At 60.8% G+C, this 20,426-nt stretch carries 20 protein-coding genes, 1 tRNA gene and 2 pseudogenes; 13 read left to right on the forward strand and 10 right to left on the reverse strand.

Annotated elements, in window-relative coordinates:
* Positions 1 to 266: 266 nt before the first annotated feature.
* From speB to C4N04_RS00790, 3 genes are read left to right on the forward strand one after another with little or no spacing between them, the layout of a single operon-like run.
* Positions 267 to 1,229 carry an agmatinase gene (gene speB / locus C4N04_RS00780; RefSeq protein WP_077993315.1) on the forward strand — a complete coding sequence of 321 codons (963 nt, stop codon included), beginning with the start codon at positions 267 to 269 and terminating at the stop codon, positions 1,227 to 1,229.
* A gap of 58 nt (positions 1,230 to 1,287) precedes the next feature.
* Positions 1,288 to 2,220 (forward strand): N-acetyl-gamma-glutamyl-phosphate reductase, encoded by a 933-nt coding sequence (argC, locus tag C4N04_RS00785; protein WP_096762153.1) that lies wholly within the window; start codon positions 1,288 to 1,290, stop codon positions 2,218 to 2,220.
* Between the two features lie 4 nt (positions 2,221 to 2,224).
* Complete coding sequence (locus tag C4N04_RS00790) at positions 2,225 to 3,016, forward strand: sulfite exporter TauE/SafE family protein (protein ID WP_039619051.1); 792 nt, start codon at positions 2,225 to 2,227, stop codon at positions 3,014 to 3,016.
* 12 nt (positions 3,017 to 3,028) lie between these two features.
* Here the strand turns inward: C4N04_RS00790 and C4N04_RS00795 are convergent, their stop codons facing one another.
* Complete coding sequence (locus C4N04_RS00795; RefSeq protein WP_106795253.1) at positions 3,029 to 4,132, reverse strand: COX15/CtaA family protein; 1,104 nt, start codon at positions 4,130 to 4,132, stop codon at positions 3,029 to 3,031.
* Positions 4,133 to 4,245: 113 nt separating this feature from the next.
* Between C4N04_RS00795 and C4N04_RS00800 the strand changes: the two genes are divergently transcribed.
* Together C4N04_RS00800 and C4N04_RS00805 are read left to right on the forward strand one after the other, a co-directional pair.
* Positions 4,246 to 4,455, forward strand: a complete 210-nt coding sequence (locus tag C4N04_RS00800) for a DUF2842 domain-containing protein (RefSeq protein WP_003573983.1) — start codon at positions 4,246 to 4,248, stop codon at positions 4,453 to 4,455.
* A 118-nt stretch (positions 4,456 to 4,573) separates the two neighbouring features.
* Positions 4,574 to 5,815 carry a GNAT family N-acetyltransferase gene (locus tag C4N04_RS00805; protein ID WP_077993311.1) on the forward strand — a complete coding sequence of 414 codons (1,242 nt, stop codon included), beginning with the start codon at positions 4,574 to 4,576 and terminating at the stop codon, positions 5,813 to 5,815.
* A gap of 55 nt (positions 5,816 to 5,870) precedes the next feature.
* On the opposite strand, the gene C4N04_RS00810 is transcribed toward C4N04_RS00805, so the two are convergent.
* Positions 5,871 to 8,030 (reverse strand): Wzz/FepE/Etk N-terminal domain-containing protein, encoded by a 2,160-nt coding sequence (locus C4N04_RS00810; protein WP_106795254.1) that lies wholly within the window; start codon positions 8,028 to 8,030, stop codon positions 5,871 to 5,873.
* A gap of 188 nt (positions 8,031 to 8,218) precedes the next feature.
* Between C4N04_RS00810 and C4N04_RS00815 the strand changes: the two genes are divergently transcribed.
* The 4 genes from C4N04_RS00815 to C4N04_RS00830 are packed head-to-tail and all read left to right on the forward strand — an operon-like array spanning position 8,219 to position 12,863.
* Positions 8,219 to 8,794, forward strand: a complete 576-nt coding sequence (locus tag C4N04_RS00815) for a polysaccharide biosynthesis/export family protein (RefSeq protein ID WP_010060356.1) — start codon at positions 8,219 to 8,221, stop codon at positions 8,792 to 8,794.
* 3 nt (positions 8,795 to 8,797) lie between these two features.
* Positions 8,798 to 9,967 carry a glycosyltransferase family 4 protein gene (locus C4N04_RS00820; protein WP_038688144.1) on the forward strand — a complete coding sequence of 390 codons (1,170 nt, stop codon included), beginning with the start codon at positions 8,798 to 8,800 and terminating at the stop codon, positions 9,965 to 9,967.
* Positions 9,968 to 10,023: 56 nt separating this feature from the next.
* A complete protein-coding gene (locus C4N04_RS00825) occupies positions 10,024 to 11,586 on the forward strand; it encodes an undecaprenyl-phosphate glucose phosphotransferase (protein WP_086156190.1) in 1,563 nt (520 codons plus the stop codon).
* Positions 11,583 to 12,863, forward strand: a complete 1,281-nt coding sequence (locus C4N04_RS00830) for an O-antigen ligase family protein (RefSeq protein ID WP_096762155.1) — start codon at positions 11,583 to 11,585, stop codon at positions 12,861 to 12,863. The genes C4N04_RS00825 and C4N04_RS00830 overlap by 4 nt, the downstream gene beginning before the upstream one ends.
* Here C4N04_RS00830 and C4N04_RS00835 read toward each other — a convergent pair.
* The 3 genes from C4N04_RS00835 to C4N04_RS00845 form a co-directional block, all read right to left on the reverse strand.
* Entirely contained in the window at positions 12,829 to 13,659 is an 831-nt protein-coding gene (locus C4N04_RS00835; protein ID WP_009996698.1) for a carbohydrate ABC transporter permease, read from the reverse strand. The two genes, C4N04_RS00830 and C4N04_RS00835, sit on opposite strands and share 35 nt — an antisense overlap.
* Positions 13,659 to 14,552 (reverse strand): sugar ABC transporter permease, encoded by an 894-nt coding sequence (locus C4N04_RS00840; RefSeq protein WP_077993303.1) that lies wholly within the window; start codon positions 14,550 to 14,552, stop codon positions 13,659 to 13,661. Before C4N04_RS00840 ends, C4N04_RS00835 begins: the two co-directional genes overlap by 1 nt.
* Before the next feature lie 125 nt (positions 14,553 to 14,677).
* Positions 14,678 to 16,012, reverse strand: coding sequence for an extracellular solute-binding protein (locus tag C4N04_RS00845; protein WP_106795255.1), 1,335 nt, complete (start codon positions 16,010 to 16,012; stop codon positions 14,678 to 14,680).
* Positions 16,013 to 16,189: 177 nt separating this feature from the next.
* On the opposite strand from C4N04_RS00845, the gene C4N04_RS00850 reads away from it, so the two are divergent.
* Positions 16,190 to 16,807 (forward strand): GNAT family N-acetyltransferase, encoded by a 618-nt coding sequence (locus C4N04_RS00850; protein WP_106795256.1) that lies wholly within the window; start codon positions 16,190 to 16,192, stop codon positions 16,805 to 16,807.
* Between the two features lie 17 nt (positions 16,808 to 16,824).
* Here C4N04_RS00850 and C4N04_RS32555 read toward each other — a convergent pair.
* Positions 16,825 to 17,016 (reverse strand): annotated as a pseudogene (locus C4N04_RS32555) (glycogen debranching protein); the annotation flags it as partial.
* 96 nt (positions 17,017 to 17,112) lie between these two features.
* Here C4N04_RS32555 and C4N04_RS00860 point away from each other — a divergent pair.
* Positions 17,113 to 17,406, forward strand: coding sequence for a helix-turn-helix domain-containing protein (locus C4N04_RS00860; protein WP_039619029.1), 294 nt, complete (start codon positions 17,113 to 17,115; stop codon positions 17,404 to 17,406).
* 45 nt (positions 17,407 to 17,451) lie between these two features.
* On the opposite strand, the gene C4N04_RS00865 is transcribed toward C4N04_RS00860, so the two are convergent.
* Positions 17,452 to 17,664: a hypothetical protein gene (locus C4N04_RS00865; RefSeq protein WP_009996470.1), complete on the reverse strand. Its 213-nt coding sequence runs from the start codon at positions 17,662 to 17,664 to the stop codon at positions 17,452 to 17,454.
* Positions 17,665 to 17,849: 185 nt separating this feature from the next.
* Between C4N04_RS00865 and C4N04_RS32040 the strand changes: the two are divergent.
* Positions 17,850 to 17,967: pseudogene (locus C4N04_RS32040) on the forward strand (DUF982 domain-containing protein); the annotation flags it as partial.
* Between the two features lie 76 nt (positions 17,968 to 18,043).
* On the opposite strand, the gene C4N04_RS00875 reads toward C4N04_RS32040, so the two are convergent.
* Entirely contained in the window at positions 18,044 to 18,262 is a 219-nt protein-coding gene (locus C4N04_RS00875) for a hypothetical protein (RefSeq protein ID WP_009996469.1), read from the reverse strand.
* Positions 18,263 to 18,810: 548 nt separating this feature from the next.
* On the opposite strand from C4N04_RS00875, the gene C4N04_RS00880 reads away from it, so the two are divergent.
* Positions 18,811 to 19,443, forward strand: coding sequence for a class I SAM-dependent methyltransferase (locus C4N04_RS00880; protein ID WP_038688130.1), 633 nt, complete (start codon positions 18,811 to 18,813; stop codon positions 19,441 to 19,443).
* Between the two features lie 80 nt (positions 19,444 to 19,523).
* Here the strand turns inward: C4N04_RS00880 and C4N04_RS00885 are convergent.
* Positions 19,524 to 19,600, reverse strand: a tRNA-Pro gene (locus tag C4N04_RS00885).
* A 100-nt stretch (positions 19,601 to 19,700) separates the two neighbouring features.
* Complete coding sequence (locus tag C4N04_RS00890) at positions 19,701 to 20,369, reverse strand: HAD family hydrolase (RefSeq protein ID WP_106795257.1); 669 nt, start codon at positions 20,367 to 20,369, stop codon at positions 19,701 to 19,703.
* Positions 20,370 to 20,426 lie beyond the last annotated feature (57 nt).

Genomic DNA, 20,426 nt, shown 5'->3' on the forward strand with positions numbered 1-20,426 from the left:
CTTTTGGGGAAGAACAGACTAAACCACAGCTTTTATCAAAATCGTCAGTGCAGAGGGATGACAGCGCCTCGTTGGCAAGCCTCGGCGATGCTGTTATCCGAACGACTGCTTGAAATCCGTTGACACCTCGCCTACCCCTTTCTGCGCAAAGGGATCGGCCAATTCCTTTGCGCGGACCAACGCCGACGCTCTGCGTCGAACACCCCGCAATGCAGCGTCTGCACTGGACGCGACATTGGTTCTGCGACCGAAACAAGGAGCATGACTTGGCGAACAAGACCATCGATCACGCCTTCACGGCGACCAGCCTCACCTCAGCTGCCAGCGACCCGACCTTTGCCGGCGCCCTGTCCTTCATGCGCCGCCGCTTCACCAAGGAACTTTCCGGCGTCGATGTCGCCGTCTGGGGCATTCCCTTCGACGCCGCCACATCGAACCGGCCGGGCACGCGCTTCGGCCCGCAAGCGATCCGGCGTGCCTCGGCGATCTTCGACAATGATGCGCAATATCCCTTCAACCGCGAATTGTTCGCCGACATGGCCGTGATCGACTACGGCGATTGCCTGCTCGATTACGGCAATCACCAGGATACGCCTGGCGCGATCGAACGCCAGGCGAACGTGATCCTCGACAGCGGCGTTTTTCTGCTGACGCTCGGCGGCGATCATTACGTCACCTGGCCGCTGCTGAAAGCGCATGCGGCAAAACACGGGCCGCTGGCGCTCGTGCAGTTCGACGCGCATCAGGACACCTGGTTCGACGAAGAGCGGCGTATCGACCATGGCTCATTCGTCGCACGGGCCACCCGCGAGGGCATCATCGACCCCGATCGCTCGATTCAGATCGGCATCCGCACCCATGCGCCGGAGGATTGCGGCATCAATATTCTCCATGGTCATCAGGTGGAGGATATGACTGCCGGCGACATCGCTTCGGCAATCATCTCCCACACTCGCGGGGCGCCGGCCTATCTCACCTTCGATATCGATTGCCTCGATCCGGCCTTTGCGCCCGGCACCGGCACGCCGGTCGCCGGCGGACCGTCGAGCGCCAAGATCCTCTCAGTGCTGCAGCGCCTGCATCAGCTCGATATTCGCGGCGCCGATATCGTCGAGGTTTCGCCACCTTACGACCACGCCGATATCACCGCCATTGCCGGGGCAACGGTGGCGATGTATATGCTGGGGCTTCATGCGGAGCGACGCGCCATCGCCGTGTCACAAGGCTGACTTATTATCCCAAAATGAATCCGGAAACCTTCTGAACCCATTGAAAGCGCAGGTTAACATGGCACCGAAAATCTTCATCGACGGCGAACACGGCACAACGGGTCTGCAGATCCGCACGCGCATGGCCGGCCGCCGCGATGTCGAGCTTCTGTCCATTCCCGAGGCTGAGCGGCGCAACGCCGCCATGCGCGAGGACATGCTGAACAACGCCGATATCGCCATTCTCTGCCTGCCCGACGATGCATCGAAGGAAGCGGTTCAGATGGTCTCGGCCAACAACAATGTGCGCGTCATCGACACCTCGACCGCCTTCCGTGTCAATCCCGGCTGGGCCTACGGCTTTGCCGAAATGGACGGCGCCCAGGCCGACAAGATCAAAGCCGCGCGTTTCGTCGCCAACCCCGGTTGCTATCCGACCGGTGCAATCGGCCTTATCCGGCCGCTGCGTGCCGCCGGCATTCTGCCGGACGGCTACCCGGTCACGGTCAATGCGGTTTCCGGCTATACCGGCGGTGGCAAGCAGATGATTGCCCAGATGGAAAATCCGGATCACCCGGATGCGATCTCCGCCCCGCATTTCCTCTACGGTCTTCCCCTCACCCACAAGCACGTGCCCGAAATGACGGTGCACGGCCTGCTCGACCGCGCACCGATCTTCTCGCCATCGGTCGGCAAATTCGCGCAGGGCATGATCGTGCAGGTGCCGCTGCATCTCGACGATCTCGCCGAGGGCACAACGATGGAGAGCATTCATGCGGCACTCGCCGCCCATTATGCCGGCCAGGACATCGTCACCGTCGTGCCGCTTTCCGACAGCAAGGCGCTCCCGCGTGTCAACGCCGTCGAACTCGAAGGCAAGGACACGATGAAGCTCTTCGTCTTCGGCACGCCGGGCGGTTCCCAGGTCAATCTGGTGGCGCTGCTCGACAATCTCGGCAAGGGCGCCTCGGGTGCCGCCGTGCAGAACATGGACCTGATGCTCGCTTCCTGACGTCATGACGCTGGATGCGCTTATCACCGACGGGCAGGCCTGGTTTGCCGCCGCCCTGCCCGATCACGGCATCTATGCCCTGATGGCCTTTGCCTTCATCGCCGGGCTCGCCCGCGGCTTTTCCGGTTTCGGGGCAGCGCTGATCTTCATTCCGCTCGGTGGCGCCATCATCGGGCCAAAACTGGCCTCGCCGATCCTGCTCGTCATCGATGGCATTGCCACGCTCGGGATGATTCCACCCGCTTGGCGCAACGCCAACCGGCCCGAGGTCTTCGTCATGGCCGCGGGTGCGGCACTCGGCGTCCCGGCCGGCACGGCAATGCTGGCACTGCTCGACCCGACGCTGTTGCGCTGGAGCATCACGATCATCGCCATCTCACTGCTCGCGCTTCTCGTCTCCGGATGGCGTTATCACGGCGCGCCTTCGGCACCACTCAGCAGCGGCGTCGGCCTGATTGCCGGCCTGTTCAGTGGCGCCGCACAGCTCGGCGGACCGCCTGTCGTCGCCTATTGGCTCGGCGGCAAGAGCGATTTCACGCGCGTCAGAGCCAATGTCGTGCTCTATTTCTCCATTTCCACCATCTTCAGCGCCATCAGCTATTATGTCGGCGGTCTGCTCGTCCCCGCCGTCTTTGCCCTGACGGCCGTCATTCTGCCGAGTTATGCGCTGGGGCTTTACGGCGGCTCGAAACTGTTCGGCCTGGCCGAGGAACGGACCTTCCGCATCGCCTGCTATGTGCTGATCGCCGCCGCTGCGATCATCGGCATGCCGCTGCTCGACGGCGTGCTGCGTTAAACGGCTTGCGCTTCAATCGCGCTCCGCAATTGCCGTGGCGTGCGGATATTCGCCGTAAAAGCCGCGCCAATTGGCGACGGCGAAACCGAAGACCACCAGAGCGCCGGCCTGATGCAGCAGGCCCCAGTGGAGCGGCACCTGCATCAGCAGCGTGGCGACGCCGAGCGCCGCCTGCAGCGTCACCAGCGAGAAAAGCACCACGGCGCGGCGGGCGTGGGTGGTCCAGGGTGCGGCGCGCAGAGCAATGACCATGTTGATCAAAGTCAACGCGAAGAGCGCATAGGCGCCGATGCGGTGGATGAACTGTACGGTCTTCGGGTTCTCGAAGGCGTTGATCCAGAAAGGCTGCTGGATCAGCAGATCCGACGGGATGACGGCGCCGTCCATCAGCGGCCAGGTATTGTAGGAAAGGCCGGCGTCGAGCCCGGCCACCAGCGCACCGAGATAGATCTGGAACAGCGAGAAAATAGCGATCGCGGCAGCAAATGCGCGCGAGCTTCGTGCCGGCGCCGGATCGTTGGAATGTGGCGAGAGACCGCGCATGATCCACATGCAGCCGGCAAAGATCAGGCAGGCCATGACGAGATGTGTCGCGAGCCGGTATTGGCTGACATCGGTGCGGACGGAAAGACCCGAGGACACCATCCACCAGCCGATAAAACCCTGCAGGCCGCCGAGCGCCAGAATGGCGACGAGCGGCCAGCGCAGGCGCCTTTCGATGCGTCCCGTCAGCCAGAAAAAGATAAGCGGCAGCGCGAAAATCACGCCGATGCCGCGGGCGATCAGCCGGTGGGCCCATTCCCACCAGAAAATGCCCTTGAACTCGTCGACCGTCATGGAGCTGTTCAATTGCTGAAATTCGGGAATGCGCTGATAGAGGCGGAACTCCTCCTCCCATTCGGCAGCCGACAGCGGCGGAATGACGCCATGGATCGGCTTCCATTCGGTGATCGACAGGCCGGAATTGGTCAGCCGCGTGGCGCCGCCGACGAGCACGAGACAGAAGAGTGCTAAAAGCACGAAGCCGAGCCACAGCCGCAAGGCGCGGCGATTGCGGTTCTGCTTGCGCACTTCGCTCAGGATCGCCTGTTCCGTGGTGAGGTTCGCGACGGCCATGATGTCTCCTTCTATCCGGCAGTTGATTTGCCCCACCGGCTCATGCAAAACAAGCCCCGAACCTTTGCGGCATGCCGTCGCGCCGGTTCGCGCCACCCAGACAAGGGATCAAAATGCCCGTCCGCCTCCGCAAATTCATCGGCACGATCCTCATCATCGTGCTCGTGCTCGTCTACGCGCTGGTGGCGAACACGATCGCCGTGGCGACGCTCGGCAACGCGCCGTGGTGGGGGCACCTGCTCTATTTCCTGCTCACCGGCCTGCTTTGGGTCTTGCCGGCGATGGTGATCATCAAATGGATGGCCGGACCGCGGCAGCAGTAGGCCATTAACGGCCGGATAACCGTGATCGGGGGAAAACCTCGCTGATAGCCGACGATTAAACCTAATATACGCCCTGCATTACTACCTTCCCGCTCAGCATTTTGACCGGAGAATTCCAGTGCAGACGCAAAAGTTCGACGTCCGTGAACAGCCGTCAGACGACGCAGCGCTGGCCGACACGGCGATTTCACGCCTCCGCCAGGTGAGCATGAAACTTGCCATGGCCAATATCGACATCGCGGTTTTCGACGCGATGCAGCCGTTGGAGGATGATTGGCGGGCTCTGGAGGCCGACAATCTCCAGTCGCTCCATCAGAGCTACGATTGGTGCGCCGCCTGGGTAAGCGCCTTTCAACGCCCGCTGGCCATCCTCAAAGGCACCTATGCCGGCGAGACGGCCTTCATTCTGCCGGTCGAGATCGTCAAGTCGCGCGGTCTTGCCGTCGCGAAATTCATCGCTGCCGATCACAGCAATATCAATACCGGTCTATTCTCGAGGAATTTCGCCGAAAGCGGCGGCAGCATCGACGCCGAAAAATTCGCTCGTCAGCTTCAGCAAGCGTTGAAGGGGCGGGCCGATCTGCTGTTGCTGCAAAACATTCCGTTGGAATGGCGCGGACGGCAGACGCCGCTTACCGGGCTGCCGATGGTGCAAAACCAGAACCACGCCTATCAACTGCCGCTGCTTGCCGTTTTCGAGGAGACGCTGAAACAGATCAACGCCAAGAGCCGGCGTAAGAAATTCCGCGTTCAATCGCGGCGTCTCGAGGCCGCCGGCGGCGTCGAATACGTCATCCCCGAAACATCGGAAGAGCAGCATCGCCTGCTCGATATCTTCTTCCGTCTGAAAAGTACCCGCTTCGCCAGCCTTGGCCTGCCCGATGTCTTTGCCGAGCGGGAAACACAGGCCTTCCTGCACGGCCTCATCGACAAGCAGGATGAAACCAGGCAGTTCTTCGGCCTGCAGATGCATGTCCTGCGGCTGAAGGGCGGGAATGAGGACCGGATCGCTGCGATCTCAGGCATCTCGCGTAAGGGCGATCACGTCATCTGCCAATTCGGGGCGATCGACGAAGACCTCGTGCCGGATACGAGCCCCGGCGAATTCCTCTATTGGCAGACCATCTCGGGATTGCACGGCAAAGGCGTCGCGCTGTTCGATTTCGGCCTCGGCGATCAGACCTACAAACGATCCTGGGCGCCGGTCGAGACCGCGCATTACGACGTGGTGCTGCCGGTCTCGCCGATCGGCGTCGCCGCCGGCGCGGCGCACAGGATCGTCACGCGGGGCAAGGCGCATATCAAGGCGCGCCCGAAGCTCTATAAATTCGCCCAGGCGATCCGGGCAAGGATCGGCTGAGCGGTCTTTGTCCTTGGCATGTTGTTGCCGCAAATCGCGACACCCTCGCAATGCGTCAGGCCGCCTGGCCGAGCCTCTGCTCTGCCGCTTCGCCGTCCGACATCAGCACGACGCGATCGTAGCCGGCAGCCTGGAATTCGGTCATCAGCGTTACGAAAACGGTCTCCTCGATCTGCGGCAGGGAGAGGATGATCTCGACATCCCGGCTGCGCGTCAGGCGCGAGACGCCGGCAACATCGGCAGCGCCGCATTCGACGACCACGAGATCGTAGGCAGAGGCCAGCGCATCGAGCAGCAGCGCCAGCCGATCGACACCGCGCATGGCGCGGCGTACGTCGCTCCGGCCCTGTGGGATTAGATGGGCATCTGAAAGCCGATCGCTGTGGATCGTGTCGCCGAAGGCGGCCTCGCCGCAGAGCAGGTCGGTGACACCAGGAGCGCCCTGGTCTTCGGCCATCAGTTCCGTGGGATGGCCGGAACCGGTCATATCGATCAGGACGACGCGACGGCCGGCATCGGCGAGAATGCGGGTCAGCAAAACCGTCGCCGCCGAACCATCGTCACCGGTCGGAGATATCGCGATTGCCAGCGGCGCCCGGCTGCCGGTGAGATAAACGGCAACCGAGGCGACGGAGAATTCATTGTCGTCCTCCGGTACCTGCGCAGCAGCCTCGTCGATCGCATCCTCTTCCTCGGCGACCACGGCGAGCATGCTCGCCCGGGCGGGACTCCGGACGGCGACGACGGGAGCTGCCTGCGGCCCAATCTTCTTTTCGGCGCCCGTTTCCGTCTCGATTGTCTCAGCCGACGCATCGATCGGGCGAAGCGCCCTGCCGCTGAAGAGTTCGGCCAGCATGGTGACGATGGCGCTGAGGATCAGTGTGGCGACGGCTGCGACGACGACGATCGGCACGACCTTGGGGAAATAGGGATCGACGGGCTCGATGGCCTTGGAAACGATGCGGGCGTCGGCCGGGCTCGAGTTGCTGTCAGCGCGGGAGGCGGCCTCGCGGTAGCGCACCAGATAGGTTTCGAGCAACTGACGCTGAGCGGTCGCCTCGCGCTCCAGCGCATTGAGGCCGACTTCGTCCTCGCCGGCGCGGGCGCTGTTGGCTTGCACCGTGTCCTTCTGCCGCTCGAGCTCGCTTGCCCTGAGATCAGCGACCTTCGCCTCGTTTTCGATGCTCGCGAGGATCTTCTGTGTCTCCTGGCGGATCTGTCCGCGGATGTCGGCAAGCTGGGCACGCAGACTTTTCAGCCGCGGATGGCTATTGAGAAGGCTGGTCTGCAGGTCTGAGACTTGCGACTGCAGGCCCGATTCCGTTCCCTTCAGCCGCTGAATCGCCTGCGAGGACATGATGTCAGGCAGCGTGTCGGAAGCTTCGCCCGAAGACAGCGCATTGCGCACCGCCTGCGCCCTCGCCTCGGCATTGGCCTGGTCGCCGCGCACGCGGGTGAGCTCAGCGGAGATGTCGTTCAGCTGCTGGGCGGGAAAGGTGGTCGTGCCGTTCGTCTGTAAGAGCCCATGGCTGGTGCGATATTCGGCAACCTTCTTCTCGGCCTCGCTGACCTTGCGGCGCAGGCTTTCGATCTCCGGCTCCAGCCAGCGCGTCGCCTCGGAGTTGGAATCGAGCTTGGCGCCGCTCTGGGTGGAAAGATAAACATTCGCCATGGCGTTCGGAATGGCGGCAGCGAGCTTCGGGTCCTTGGAGGTGAAACTGATGCCGATGACGCGTGAGCCCGGCACCTGATAGACCTGCAGCCGCTCGACGAAAGCGTCGATCACCCGCTCTTCCGGCGGGTTCTCCATCGGGTTCTTCCTCAGATGCAGCTTCACGAGGATGCTGCTCATCGCCGAGCCGTTGGCGGCATCGTCGAATTCCGGCAGATTGTAGAGCTTCAGGTCGTTGATCACCTTCTTCAGGAGATCGGCAGATTGCAACAGCTGCACCTGGCTGGCGACATTCAGCTCGTCCATCAGCGGGCCGGCGCCTGCGTCGTTTACCTGCTGAGTGCTGGCGAAGGCCGGCGCGCGGGGCTCGATGAGGATGCGGGTTTCGCTGCGATATTGCGGCGACATGATCTTGGCGCCGGCGAAAGCGACGCCCGCCCCCACGAGCGTGATCGTCAAGATCCTGAGCCGGCGCGCCCAGACGGCGCGAACCAGCTGACTGAGATCGATGTCCACATCCTGATCACGCGATACGCCGGACATGCTCTTACTCCACAACAAAGGTGCCGCAAGCGTAAACGACCGTGGTAACTCAACGGTTAATGGTGATTTGCCAAGAAATATGCCCGATCGGCAAAGAACTCAGGAATTTGTCATGCCCTTTTTACCGGGCATTAACCCTAACAGATCGATAACGGCTTCACCGAGTTCATTTCTGTGAGCACTTGCGGATGTCTGTCGCCCCGCCCAAGATCCTTTTGGCCCTGAGCCTTGCAGCCATGACGGCGGCATTGGGCGGCTGCACGACCTACAAGCCGGCGCCGAAAGCCTTCAATGAGGCGACTATCCAGCCCTATACGCTTGATAGCGGCGACCGGTTGCGCATCACCGTCTTCGACCAGCAGAGCCTGACCAATACCTATACGGTCGATCAGGCCGGCTATATCGCCTTCCCCCTCATCGGCCAGGTCCCTGCCCGCGGCCGAACCCTGCAGCAACTCTCAGGGCAGATCGCCCAGAAGCTGCAGCAGGGCTATCTTCGCGATCCCGACGTAACCATCGACGTCGACCGCTACCGTTCGATCTTCATCATGGGCGAAGTCGGCCAGCCCGGCCAGTATGCCTATGTTCCCGGCATGACCGTGCAGAATGCCATCGCCGTTGCCGGCGGCTTCACCAGCCGCGCCAACCAGAGCATGGTCGATGTCACCCGCAAGATCAACGGACAGGTGCTGACCGGCCGCATCAACATATCCGGGCCGATCATCGCCGGTGACACGATCTACGTCCGCGAACGGCTCTTCTGAGTTATGGGAAAACAGAAGCCGCTCCGCATCCTCCATTGCTTCAGATCGCCGGTCGGCGGAATTTTCCGCCATGTCCGCGACCTGGTCGAGGAGCACGCGAAGGAGGGCCATGACATCGGAATCCTCTGCGACAGCTCGACCGGCGGCGAGCATGAGGACAACCTGTTCGACGATATTCGTCCCTATCTCTCGCTCGGCCTGACACGCGTGCCGATCCGACGCTCGGTCAGCCCGTCCGATATTGCGACGATGTGGGATACGTACAAGAAAATCAAAAGCTTGCGGCCGGATGTGCTGCACGGGCACGGCGCCAAGGGCGGCGTGCTCGCGCGACTTGCCGGCTCAGCCCTGCGGGTGAACAGGTATCGCGTAGCCCGCCTCTATACCGCGCATGGCGGAAGCCTGCACTATTCGCGCTCCTCGCTCAGCGGACAATTCGTCCTCAGGATGGAGCGCCTGCAGGAATATTTCACCGATGCGCTGGTCTTCATCTGCGAATATGAGCGCGACACCTATATGCGCAAGGTGGGCAGACCACGGACGAAGACGAGACTGATCTATAACGGCATCGGCGAGCGTGATTTCGAACCGATCCCCACCCGCTCGGACGCCGTCCATTTCATCTATGTCGGAATGCTCCGGGACCTCAAGGGTCCCGATCTGTTTGTCGATGCTTTTGCCAAGACCGAGCGGCTGCTCGGCAGGCCGCTGTCGGCGCTGATGATCGGTGACGGGCCTGACCGGGACCGTTACCGCGAGATGATGGTCGAACGCGGCCTCGGCAAGCGCATCGGCATGCTGCCGGCAATGCGCGTCCACGAAGCTTTTTCGATGGCGCAGAACCTTGTCGTTCCCTCGCGCGCCGAAGCCATGCCCTATATCGTCCTCGAGGGCCTTGGCGCCGGCAAGACGGTCATCGCCAGCCGCGTCGGCGGCATTCCCGAGGTGCTCGGCGCCGACAGCGCGGCACTGGTGGAACCCGGCAATGCCGACGACCTCGCCCGCGTGATGGCGGAAACGCTGACCATGCCCGGCTGGCATGGCAGGACGATGCCGAAGCCGGAGGCGGTAAAGGCGGTATTTTCCTCCGCCGTCATGGCGCGTGATGTGCTGAAATTGTACCATGAGCTGGTCGATCCCGCCGCGGGCCAAGCAATGTCTGCCGCCTCGTAAATATTTCTTAGGGGCTTTCTGGTATTTCGCTTGCTGACAACGAGCGACAAAACCCCATGAACAAGCTGGAAAAAAGCGATCCGTTCGACGTGGAAGCACTGCGCAAGCAGGTCTCCGACATCGAGGCGCGACGCAATGCAAGTCGGGAGCAGGCCTCCGAGCCGACCGAAATCAATGCCTATGCCCGGCAGATCGCCGAACAGTTCCGCGACGGAACCCGTTCGCCTGTCATCATCATCGGGCAATTACGGCTGCTCGAATTCCTGGCCCTCTTTTCGATCGCCCTGATCGTCTACTTCTTCGCACCCGGCGACGGCAGCGATCCCCTGTTGGTGCGGGCGGGCATGGCGGCGATCGCTTCGGCTCTGACCGTGGCCTGCCTGCAGCTTGCCGACACCTACACCATTCCGGCACTTCGGGCGAAGCTGCGGCTGATGCCGCGCATCCTCGCCGCATGGACGATCGCCCTCGTCCTCACCATCGGCTTGTTCGCGCTCGTCCGCGGCACCACATCGGCAATGATCGTGGCCTATCTCCCCTGGTTTGCCGCCGGTGCACTCTTCCTTGCCGGCGAGCGTTTCCTCGTCGCCTACGGCATTCGCAACTGGGCGCGCAACGGCATCATGGAGCGGCGCGCCGTCATTGTCGGCGGCGGCGAGCCAGCCAAGGAGCTGATCCGCATCCTGGAACAGCAGGCTGACAACGACATTCGCATCTGCGGTATCTTCGACGACCGCGGCGAGAAGCGCTCGCCGATCATGGTCGCCGGTTATCCGAAGCTCGGCACCGTGGCGGAGCTCGTCGAATTTGTGCGGCTGACGCGCATCGACATGCTGATCATCGCCCTGCCGCTGTCGGCAGAGGCGCGCATCTTCGACCTTCTGAAGAAGCTCTGGATTCTGCCGGTCGATATCCGTCTTGCAGCGCATGCCAACCGGCTGCGCTTCCGGCCGCGCGCCTATTCGCATGTCGGCTCGGTGCCGATGCTCGACATTTTCAAGAAGCCGATCCGCGACTGGGATTCGGTTGCCAAGCGCGGCTTCGACATCTTCTTCACCGTGGTCGCCCTTGCCCTGCTGTGGCCGCTGATGCTGGTCACTGCTGCCGCCATCAAGGCGACCTCCGAAGGCCCGGTTTTCTTCATGCAGAAGCGTCATGGCTTCAACAATGAAATCATCAACGTCTTCAAATTCCGCTCAATGTACACCAACATGGCCGACCCCACCGGCAAGGCCGCGGTGACCAAGGGCGATCCGCGCGTCACCCGCGTCGGCCGCTTCATCCGCAAGACCTCGATCGACGAGCTGCCGCAGCTTTTCAACGTGCTGAGAGGCGAGCTTTCGCTGGTCGGCCCGCGCCCGCACGCCGTGCTCGCCCAGGCTCGCGACCGCGCCTTCGGCGATGTCGTCGAGGGCTATTTCGCCCGCCACCGCGTCAAGCCAGGGGTCACCGGCTGGGCGCAGATCAACGGCTGGCGCGGCGAGGTCGACAATGACGAGAAGATCAAGTTCCGCACGGCCTACGACCTGTATTACATCGAGAACTGGTCGCTCTGGTTCGATCTGAAGATCCTGTTCCTGACGCCGATCCGGCTGCTCAACACGGAAAACGCCTATTGAGCACGGTCGAGGCGACATATCCGCGTGTCGCCCAGCCGCAGCGGATGACGCTGCGCCTGATCGGCTCGGCCTTCGTCGCCTTCGGCGTCTTCCTCTCCGGTTTCGTCATCGACGAGCCGGCCCCCTATGAACTCTGGATGGCCGGGCTGATCGGTCTCTGGTTCATCCTGGGATTGAAGATTTCACGCGGTGTGGCGCCCCTGCTTGCCCTGCTGCTCACCTTCAACATCGGCGGCATGCTGTCACTGACGCAGATGAAGGATCTGGCAACGGCGCCGATGTATATCGCCGTGTCGACCTTCCTGGCGCTGACCGCGGTCTTCTACGCGGCAATCATCGAGGACAGCCACAAGCGGCTGCCACTGATCTTCAATGCCTGGATCTTCGCCGCCGTCGCCACCTCGGCGCTCGGCATACTCGGCTATTTCCATGCCTTTCCAGGCGCTCAGATCTTCACCCTCTATGACCGCGCCAAGGGCGCCTTCCAGGATCCGAACGTCTTCGGCCCCTTCCTGGTGCCGCCATCGCTCTATCTCGTCCACGGTATTCTAGTGGGCGACCTGAAGAAATCGCCGCTGAAGGCTGCCGCCCTGCTCGTGCTGGCGCTCGGCATTTTCCTGTCCTTTTCCCGTGCCGCCTGGGGGCTGTTTGCGCTCGGCGTAGGACTGCTGATCTTCATCATGCTGCTGAAGGAGCGCAGCGGCGCCTTTCGCCTGCGAGTGCTGGTGCTGTCGCTGGCGGCGATCATCATGCTGATCGCGTCGCTACTGGTGGCGCTTCAAGTCCCGAAGGTCGCCGAACTGTTTTCCGCCCGCGCCCAGCTGGTGCAGCAATATGACGGCGAACATCTCGGCCGTTTCGAGCGTCACCGTATCGGCTTCACCATGATGATGGAGCGCCCGCTCGGCATCGGCCCGCTGGTGTTCGGCACGATGTTTCCCGAGGACGAGCACAATATCTGGCTGAAATCGCTCACCTCCTATGGCTGGCTCGGCTTCGTCAGCTATGTCGGCATGCTTATCTGGACGCTGGCGCTCGGCTTCCGATACCTGCTGCTCGACCGGCCGTGGCAACCCTTTTTGATGGTCGCCTGGATCTCTGTCCTCGGCCATGCGGCGATCGGCAACGTGATCGACATCGACCACTGGCGCCATGTCTATCTGCTGCTTGGCACGGTCTGGGGCTGCGCAGCGCTGGAAGCCCGCCACCGGCGCAGTCGGAGGCCGAGAGAAGCGGCGCAACCTATTTCGTCGCACCCGCCGTCAGACCGGCAATAAACCGCCGCTGGAAAACGAGGTAGGTCAGGATCAGCGGGAAAATGACGATCACAGCGCCGGCGGTCAGAACCGGCGTGTTGACGGTATAACGCCCCTGGAAAAACAGCATGCCGAGCGGCAGCGTCCGATAGGCGTCGTCATTGACCAGAATGAACGGAATCAGAAACTCGTTCCATGTCCATATGAACAGGAACAGCGCCAGTGTCGACATCGCCGGTATCATCAGCGGGACGACGATCTTGCGCAGGATATAGAAGCGTCCGGCGCCATCGAGGACCGCCGCTTCGAGAACCTCCTCCGGCAATTGCTGCATCGCGCTGGCGAGGAAGATCGTTGAGAACGGTATCGACATGGCGATCTGCGGGATGATGAGAGCCGCATAGGTATTGATCAGCCCGAGATAGCGCATTTCATAATAAAGCGGGATGATGAAGGCCTCCGCCGGCACCATCATGCCGAGCGTCAGGATCGCGAACAGCGTGCGTCGCAGCGGAAATGACAGGTAGGCGAAGGCAAAACCGGTCAGCAGGCCTAGAAAGACGCTTGCAGCAACGACGGGTATGACGACGACAATCGAATTCCAAAAGTAAATGTTGAAATGCCCGGCATTCCAGGCATCGACGTAATTTTCGAAATGCGGATAGGCCGGAAGGGCGAATGCGCCTTTCAGGACGTCGGCCTTGCTCTTTATCGAGGTCAGCAGCAGAAGCAGGAACGGGGTGATCGTTACGAAAGCCAGAAGCCAGAGGACAATGCGAAGGAAGAGCGCGGCGGGAATGTTGGACGAACGGCTCATCAAGCCAATCCTTTGCTTCTGGAGCCCACCAGCCGGTGAATTGCGAAATTGATTGCGAATGTCAGCAAGGCGCCGACAATGGCGATGGCGGCTGCGGCGCCGAAGCGATTGAGTTCGAAGCCGAGCTGATACATGTAGATATTCGGCACGAGCGTAGCGTTGGCGGGTCCACCGCGGGTCATCGTGAAGATCAGGTCGAAGCTTTTGATCGAGGCAATAACCGTCAGAAGCAAAACCACCCTGATCTCAGGCATGAGAAGCGGCAGCGTTATCCAGAAGAAAGTCTTTCGCGGCGACGCGCCGTCGACCTTGGCGGCGTCGAAAAGAGACGGGTCGATGCGCTGGATTCCGGTGAGGAAGATGACCATGCAAAAACCGAAGAAATACCAGGTAGCAACGATCCCGACCGCGGGAAGCACAAAATTGAAATCTCCGAGCCAGGGTAACGCAAACCTCCCCAAGCCTACCGCTCGCAGAAACTGATTGAACGGGCCGAATGCCGGATTGTAGAGCCATGCCCAGATGATGCCCAGCACGGCAGTCGGCATGATATAAGGCAGGAACAGGAACGTTCTGAGAGCGAGCTGTTCGCGCTGCTTCAAGTTCCACACGCAGGCGGCAAGCGTTATGCCGAGCACGAGCGGCAGGACGCAGTAGAAAATCATCAGCTCGGCATTGTTGCGCAAGGCGATGTAAAAACGACTGTCGGAAAAGAGATCGGCGTAATTGCCAAGGCCAACCCATCTGGGCATGGTCAGGCCGTCCCAGCTGGTCAGGCTCAAAGCCAAAGCCGCGACAATCGGCCCAAACACAAACGCTGCGTAGAGCAGCAATCCAGGCAATAAATAGATGAAATTGGTCTGTCGCGTTCCATCGAGTGCGGAGCGTTTCATCCAGTACTCCCTGCCAAAGCTCTGGTCATCGCGCAACAAGCCGTGAGCTCGTAGCACTTATTTTAACGTGATGAACGGGACGCCGGTCGGACCGCCGGGGCCGTCGTGACCGGCGTCCGCACTGCTTATTTCTTATCCTTCAAATAGGCCTGATAGTCCTTGTCCATGGCATCGACAAAGGCTTCGGGTGTGATTTTGCCGGACAAGAGAAGCGGCGTGTTGTCGTCGATTGTCTTCAGCATCGTCGGGCTCGACCAATCGGGATAATGGCCGAGCGCATCGTTGGCGTTAAGCGTCTTCCACATCTCGATGCCAGCGGTCAGGAGCGGCGTGAGCTTCGGCTTTGCATCCGCCGGGAGCGATGTTGCGGGGAGATAGCCGGCATTGGCCCAGCTTTCAGCGGCCTTTTCGGATACCATATAGTCGATGTACTCGCCGGCCAGGTCCTGCTTCGCCTTGTCTTTGGCAAGGCTGGTTATCGCCCAGGCAAGATCGACGCCGCCGACGCTCATGGGCTTGGAAACGCCCTTCGGAGCAGGAATGGCCATGAAGCCGATATCCGGATTGTTTTGCATGTCGCCGAAATACCAGGTTCCGGAGATCAGGAATGCGCCCTGCCCTGATATGAACAGCTGGACGGCGTCATCACCCGAGATGCCCTCGAAGCCAGGATAAAAATAGCCGCCCTGTGCCCATTGCTGCACGAGTTTGGCCGATTCGATATTCCCCTTGGTGTTCCAGGTGCCGCCCTTGCCGTAGATCAGGTCGTCAAGCTCGGCGCGATTGGCCGCGTCGATATGGGCCTGATCGATGGCGCCGATCATGTGCAGGGCGAGATGCTGCTTGGCCGAGCCCATCATGAAGGGCGCGACCCCTTTTTCCTTGAGCTTGTCGAGAGCGGCCAAAAGCTCGTCGAAGGTCTGCGGCAGCGCCACGCCCGCATCGTCGAGGATTTTCTTATTGTAATAAAGGCCGACGATCTCGGCGAGACCCGATATGCCGTAGGTCTTGCCGACCCCGAATTTCGCCCCCTCCCAGCGGTCTCTGGCCAGCACGGAATCCGACTGCCGCTTATCCCAGCCATATTTCTTGATGTATTCGTCGACCGGCAGGAGCAACCCTTCCTTGACCATCGTGCCCATGTCGCCGGCGCCCTGGTTGACCTTGGTGACGACAGGGCCGTCGCCGGCCGAGACCGCAAGCTTCAGCGTCAGCTTCATGTCATCGAAGGTGCGGGCGGTGCGCTTGATCGTGACACCGGGATGGGCGGCTTCGAACTCCTTGTTCAGTTGCTCTATGACCGCGCTCTGACCTTCAAAGGTCTGGTCGTCCCACACCGCCAGATCGTCGGCGCGGGCGGCGGAAAGGCCAAAACTCACAAGCGCCGCGCCGGCAAGCGCGACAGCTGCTTTCAATCGGTATGCCGGCAGTATGCTGATCGATTTCACGGTTCTGTTCATCTGCTCCACCTCACTTGGTTCATTCTCCACTCCCCGCTCAGGCCTTGCTCCAGGCACCGGCCGAGCGTTTTCTTCCCCCAGAGCTTTGCCTGGCTGGCGAATCTGAGGTAATCGTCAGTGCATCAGCTCCTCTCGCGACCTCAAATGACAAAGCGCCACGCAGGAGGTGGCAAAGTGATGGACAGCAACTGCTTCATCCGTCCCGCGATCGAAGCGGATACTGAAGCCTTTTTCGAAATCTGCCTGAGGACCGCGAATGGCGGTCACGATGCCAGCGCCCTTTACAGCGACCCGCATCTGCCCGGCTACATCTGGTCGGTACCCTATCTCAAATTCGCCAGAGAGTTTGCCTTTGTTCTTGTGCAAGGCGATCGTCCGGTCGGCTATGTCGTCGGGGTGCCTGATACCAGCGAGTTCGACAAAGAGCTGGAGGCGAACTGGTGGCCGTTGGTCCGCCGGCAGACCGCGGGACTGACGCCCACTTGCGCGCGCGATGCCGACGTGATCGAACGCATTCAAAATCCGCGCAGCGGAACGGTTTGGCTTCAAGACCAGTACCCCGCCCATCTTCACATCAACATTCTTCCCGGACTTCAGGCAGGCGGCTGGGGGCGCAGAATGATCAGCACCGAGCTTGAAGCGCTTCGCAATCAAGGGGTCGCAGCTGTGCATCTCGGTGTCGATCCCAACAACGCACGCGCCAGAGGTTTCTACCGTCACCTTGGTTTTTCGGAATTCGAACGGGATGGCGCCGTCGCCTATGCCATGCGGATCGATAAGGGATCTGGCCAATAATGACGGCGCCGTAAAGCTCATGACATTGGCTCCGCATTTGCCGGTTCCGCCCATATTCTAAGACGCGCGCCGCCGGCATGGCGCTCCTGCCTGTAAGCGGGGAGCTGCGCCAGAAGGCGGGAGGAAGTACTCTACCGCACCGATCCAGCCGTTGTCGAGGCAGGCTTCCCGTCGGCGCGTGAGTCACAGCGCGCCCCGCCCAACCTGTGGGAGAAGGCGTTCTTCGGCATAATCCCGTCTCAATATGGTCAGTCCGGTCGGCCACGCCACTTGAGAAGTGCGGTCAATGCGCTAGATTTTCCGTCATGATAACAGCGACACAGATACGCGGCGCGCGCGCCATGATCGGGATGAGTCTCGAAGAGCTCGCCGCCACAAGCGGCCTGCCGGTCGAGACGGTGGCTGCGTTGGAAAAAGGCGATTTTGCCGGCGAGCCGCATGCGCTGTTCGACGTGCGCAGCACGCTCGAGGCGCACGGCATCATCTTCCTTTCGAGCGGCAATCAGGATGAAGGCGGCCCCGGCATTCGGTTGCGGGCACGCACGTCAAATGATGACGGCATCCGGCCGGAAAATCTCAACGCCGCCAATGACGATTGACGGAATGACCGTCGCCCTGTCCTAAATTAAACCAGAACCCGAGTGTCACAGATAGGTCTTGGCAAGGTCGGCCAGTTTGCCGCCGTCTCTCACGCCCTGCCTGTAAAGCTGAATGATGACCGCACCGATCCGCTCGGCTTCCGGCGCCGTTCTGACAAGTCCGCGTTCGACACAGACCTTGTCCAGCACTTGCGAAAGCAGATCGAGATCTTCCGAAAAGAGCGGTAAATCATGCGGATGAATTGATGACCGTAACATCACGCCGCGCTTCCCTCCGAGGGCAAACGCCTTCACGCTTGCATCGCCGGACGCCCTCCGCAACCGGCAATAATTCGATTATGCGCGAGGGTCAGAACTTTAGCAACTGCGCAAATTCATGTGGAACAAAATATTGTCCGGAGCGTTACCGCCGCCTTTGCAGAAGGAATGAGCGAGTACAAACGTTGAGTGAAAGACGCTTCCCCTCCCCTGTCCGAACCCATTCTCCAACCGACAACCTCATCGCTTTCCACTGCCTGGGACGCCGTCGAATATCTGAAGCGATGGCCCTGCAAGCGCGGACTCGACGGCAGCAAAGACGGCAGGATTGCTGTGTGAGATCAACGAAAACGGAGCAACCGATCCGGAGTGTTTGCGATCAGCTGCGGCGGTGGCCAGCGGCCACGATCTGCGGGTGCATGGAGCCTTCCATGATCACCTTGGCGGTCATCTCGATCACCCGCTCCTCGGCCAGTTCAGCAAGCGCGAGGGCAACGTCGCCCTCCGGCCAGCCGGCCCTGACCGCCTCGTCCGACAGAGCCTGGAACGCGCTGGCAAGAGCCTGCCTGCAAGTTAGATTCTGGTTCATATCCGGCATGGGCTCGCACCAGGCTATCTGTGACAAGGATCATGTTAATCTACACGTATTTACGAAACATGCGAGGCGAATTGAGATTTTCCAAGCAAAATCTAAACAGCTTGTCGCAACGCCGTGTATAGCCTTAACAAGAAAACAACTATCTACCCACCCGACCAATGTACTCCTAAAACAACCAGATGAATTATTTGTAATCACTCCATTTAAGGAGGCATTTTCTCGCGCCATTTTCTTTAAATAGTCAAAGCCGAAGCCGAAAGATCGGCCATTTATTTCGCCGCAATCCGACGGATCCGGATTTCGGTCGTTTTCAGCACCTTCTCGGCACCCTGTCAATCGGCTTCGGGGAGTCTCTGGTGCTCGCATCACCATCCCTCGCATTGTAATGAAGAGGGCGTTAAGAACGCCGGCCGATCTGTATCGGAGCGTCAATCGACTGCCGGCGCAACGCCTTAGGCGTTAATCACCTTAATACCACAACGGCACCACACTCCCGTCAAACTCCGCCGTACCATTATGTCCGCGGGCCCACTCTTTCAGGAGGTGAAATGTCTATCGAACTGGACGCGACTACCTATGTCCACGCCAAGCCGGCGACCGCTCATTCCTATATCTTGCCGACTGTCGTCGATGTTCTTGAAAACAGTTTCCACGAGGCAAACGAAACAGCGGTCTTCGACCTCGGTTGCGGCACCGGCGGGGCTGCCTCAGTGCTTGCGCAGAAAGGCTACGACGTCGTCGGCGTCGATCCGTCGGAGGACGGCATCGCGAAAGCGAAAGCGGTCCATCCCGATCTTCCCCTGGAAATCGGCTCCGGATACGAAGATCTTTCCAGCCGCTACGGGACCTTCGATGCGGTGATCAGCCTGGAGGTGGTGGAGCATGTATACGACCCCAAGGCTTTCACGGCGACGATGTACGATTTGGTAAAACCAGGCGGCATCGCCGTTGTCTCGACGCCTTTCCACGGTTACTGGAAAAATCTGGCGCTTGCCGTGAGCGGAAAGATGGATGACCATTTCATGCCGCTGAAGGATCACGGTCATATCAAATTCTGGTCGCCGGAAACGCTCAGCACGCTGCTGCATGAAACCGGTTTCGAAGACGTCGACTTCGAATATGTCGGGAGAATTCCGCTCCTGGCGAAATCGATGATCGCAATCGCGCAGAAGCCGCACTGACGGCCGATGTTCTCAATGCGGCACGCCCGCGGCGCTCACCGCCAAAGCGGAAGTTTTTGACTGGATTTCAAGGGGATAAATGGTCGGGGCGACTGGACTCGAACCAGCGACCCCTTGACCCCCAGTCAAGTGCGCTACCGGGCTGCGCTACGCCCCGACCTGCCGAAACGGCTTGCTTCGTTTAGTTTTTCGGCGCGTGCAATGCAAGCGGAAAAAACCTGCCTCCCACAAAAAGGAAGCAGTTCGGCTGACAACAATCAGATCGCGGCGATCTTCAATCGGCCTTCGGCGGTCTGGCGGGGCTGCCACGCCTGATAGTTGGCGATCGAGAAATGCGGGGTTTCGAAGGGCGTGGCGTGAGTTTCGGTGATGACAGTGACATCGGCGCCAGCCGCCTCACCGGCTAGGATGCCGGCAACGGCGTCTTCGAAAATCAGACACCTCGCCGGATCGACGCCGAGCCGGCTTGCGCCGAGCAGATAGCCTTCCGGGCTGGGCTTGCCCGATTTGACCTCGCCACCGCTGACGATGACCGTCGGCATCGGGATGCCGGCGGCGGCCATGCGGCGCCTGGCGAGCTCGATCGGCGCCGAAGTGACGATCGCCCATTTGCCGTCGGGGATGGCGTTCAGAAAGCGGACGGCATCGGGGATCTCGACGATACCGGAGACATCCTCCATCTCCTCGGCAAGCAGCAGATCCGCCTCGTGGGCCGGATCGACACCCGGCAGACCCAGCCCACGGATCACGTCGGAGGCGCGGATACCGTGGATCGTCTTCAGGAAGACCTCCGGCTCGAGGCCATAGCGTCTTGCCCATTCGCTCCAGACACGCTCGACGACGGCAATGGAATTCAGCAGCGTTCCATCCATATCGAAGAGGAAGGCGTCATAGGACCTGTCGAGGACGTCGTTGATAGCGGGCACGGGGTGTTCCTTGCGAGCGCGAGGCAGCAGGCAGGCGAGTAACGGAGAGTTGCGGCG

Origin of the sequence: Rhizobium sp. H4 (assembly GCF_003013335.1) — a bacterium.
Lineage (GTDB): Bacteria > Pseudomonadota > Alphaproteobacteria > Rhizobiales > Rhizobiaceae > Rhizobium > Rhizobium sophoriradicis.

What these genes read in the sequence shown, in the direction of transcription:
- C4N04_RS00790 (WP_039619051.1), top strand. Translation starts at nt 2,225, where the DNA reads ATGACGCTGGATGCGCTTATCACCGACGGGCAGGCCTGGTTTGCCGCC.
- C4N04_RS00835 (WP_009996698.1), bottom strand. Translation starts at nt 13,659, where the DNA reads ATGAGCCGTTCGTCCAACATTCCCGCCGCGCTCTTCCTTCGCATTGTC.
- C4N04_RS00815 (WP_010060356.1), top strand. Translation starts at nt 8,219, where the DNA reads ATGTCTGTCGCCCCGCCCAAGATCCTTTTGGCCCTGAGCCTTGCAGCC.
- C4N04_RS00865 (WP_009996470.1), bottom strand. Translation starts at nt 17,664, where the DNA reads ATGTTACGGTCATCAATTCATCCGCATGATTTACCGCTCTTTTCGGAA.
- C4N04_RS00825 (WP_086156190.1), top strand. Translation starts at nt 10,024, where the DNA reads ATGAACAAGCTGGAAAAAAGCGATCCGTTCGACGTGGAAGCACTGCGC.
- C4N04_RS00840 (WP_077993303.1), bottom strand. Translation starts at nt 14,552, where the DNA reads ATGAAACGCTCCGCACTCGATGGAACGCGACAGACCAATTTCATCTAT.
- C4N04_RS00860 (WP_039619029.1), top strand. Translation starts at nt 17,113, where the DNA reads ATGATAACAGCGACACAGATACGCGGCGCGCGCGCCATGATCGGGATG.
- C4N04_RS00875 (WP_009996469.1), bottom strand. Translation starts at nt 18,262, where the DNA reads ATGCCGGATATGAACCAGAATCTAACTTGCAGGCAGGCTCTTGCCAGC.
- C4N04_RS00850 (WP_106795256.1), top strand. Translation starts at nt 16,190, where the DNA reads ATGGACAGCAACTGCTTCATCCGTCCCGCGATCGAAGCGGATACTGAA.
- C4N04_RS00795 (WP_106795253.1), bottom strand. Translation starts at nt 4,132, where the DNA reads ATGGCCGTCGCGAACCTCACCACGGAACAGGCGATCCTGAGCGAAGTG.
- C4N04_RS00880 (WP_038688130.1), top strand. Translation starts at nt 18,811, where the DNA reads ATGTCTATCGAACTGGACGCGACTACCTATGTCCACGCCAAGCCGGCG.
- C4N04_RS00820 (WP_038688144.1), top strand. Translation starts at nt 8,798, where the DNA reads ATGGGAAAACAGAAGCCGCTCCGCATCCTCCATTGCTTCAGATCGCCG.
- C4N04_RS00810 (WP_106795254.1), bottom strand. Translation starts at nt 8,030, where the DNA reads ATGTCCGGCGTATCGCGTGATCAGGATGTGGACATCGATCTCAGTCAG.
- argC (WP_096762153.1), top strand. Translation starts at nt 1,288, where the DNA reads ATGGCACCGAAAATCTTCATCGACGGCGAACACGGCACAACGGGTCTG.
- C4N04_RS00845 (WP_106795255.1), bottom strand. Translation starts at nt 16,012, where the DNA reads ATGAACAGAACCGTGAAATCGATCAGCATACTGCCGGCATACCGATTG.
- C4N04_RS00800 (WP_003573983.1), top strand. Translation starts at nt 4,246, where the DNA reads ATGCCCGTCCGCCTCCGCAAATTCATCGGCACGATCCTCATCATCGTG.